The sequence below is a fragment of the Bradyrhizobium sp. P5_C12 genome, assembly GCF_054049735.1.
The window spans coordinates 1-801 of sequence record NZ_JBFULU010000141.1 but is presented as its reverse complement, the minus strand read 5'-3'; the positions used below and the strand labels follow the sequence as shown (position 1 = coordinate 801).

At 56.4% G+C, this 801-nt stretch carries 2 protein-coding genes; both read left to right on the top strand.

The window, feature by feature from the left end:
* On the top strand, positions 1-318 hold a 318-nt coding region (locus ACXJMY_RS37995), incomplete at its 5' end, for a glycosyltransferase (RefSeq protein ID WP_456624469.1).
* Between the two features lie 95 nt (positions 319-413).
* Positions 414-801, top strand: a 388-nt coding sequence (locus ACXJMY_RS37990; RefSeq protein WP_456624468.1) for an FkbM family methyltransferase, incomplete at its 3' end; no start/stop codon positions are given.

The window sequence follows — 801 nt, the reverse complement described above, 5'->3', positions numbered from 1 at the left end:
GTACTGGCTGAATACCCCATCATGGTGAATCCAATGCGAATTGGCAGTGGATTGAAGAACAAGGTGCTTGAGGCGTTCGCCATGGGATTGGCTGTGGTTTCAACCGGACTAGGCGTTGAAGCCGTTAGCATGGCACGTGAAGGCATCGACTACATGCGAGCTGATGAACCCGAGAAGACAGCGTCTGCGATCAAGTTGCTTATCGAAGATGAATGCCTTCGGCTCTCCATGATCGAGAGTGCTCGAAAAGTCGTGTTGGAGCACTACACTTGGAGCAAGGTTGCTGGCGATTTGGATGCACTTTTGTGCCCGTTGTGAACGCCGTACGAGGCGACCGCAACTCGGATGCATGTCTACATTGTGCCCGGCAATCCACCGCCGAATGCCTTCATCGAAAGCTCAGAGAGACACGGATGCGTACCGTTTTCGATATCGGCATGTACGACGGAGCGGACAGCGCGTACTACTTGCAGTCCGGATATCGGGTAGTCGCGGTGGAGGCCAATCCGGAACTCGCGCAACGCGCCAACGAGAAGTTCGCCGCCGAGATCGCGTCGGGACAAATGATATGCGTCAACGCAGCGATCTCGACGAGTCGCGATCCCGTTGAACTGGTGCTGAGCGGTGCCGACCCGGGATCGAGTTCCGTGTTCAGCGACCGCGTGGCGCACAAGCTCCCGATCGGTTCAATCACGGTGCCTGGCATTACAATGCAGGACCTGCTCTCCCGCTATGGTGCCCCGTTCTATGTCAAGGTCGATATCGAAGGGGCGGATCGGATATGCGTGCTCTCCCTCAATC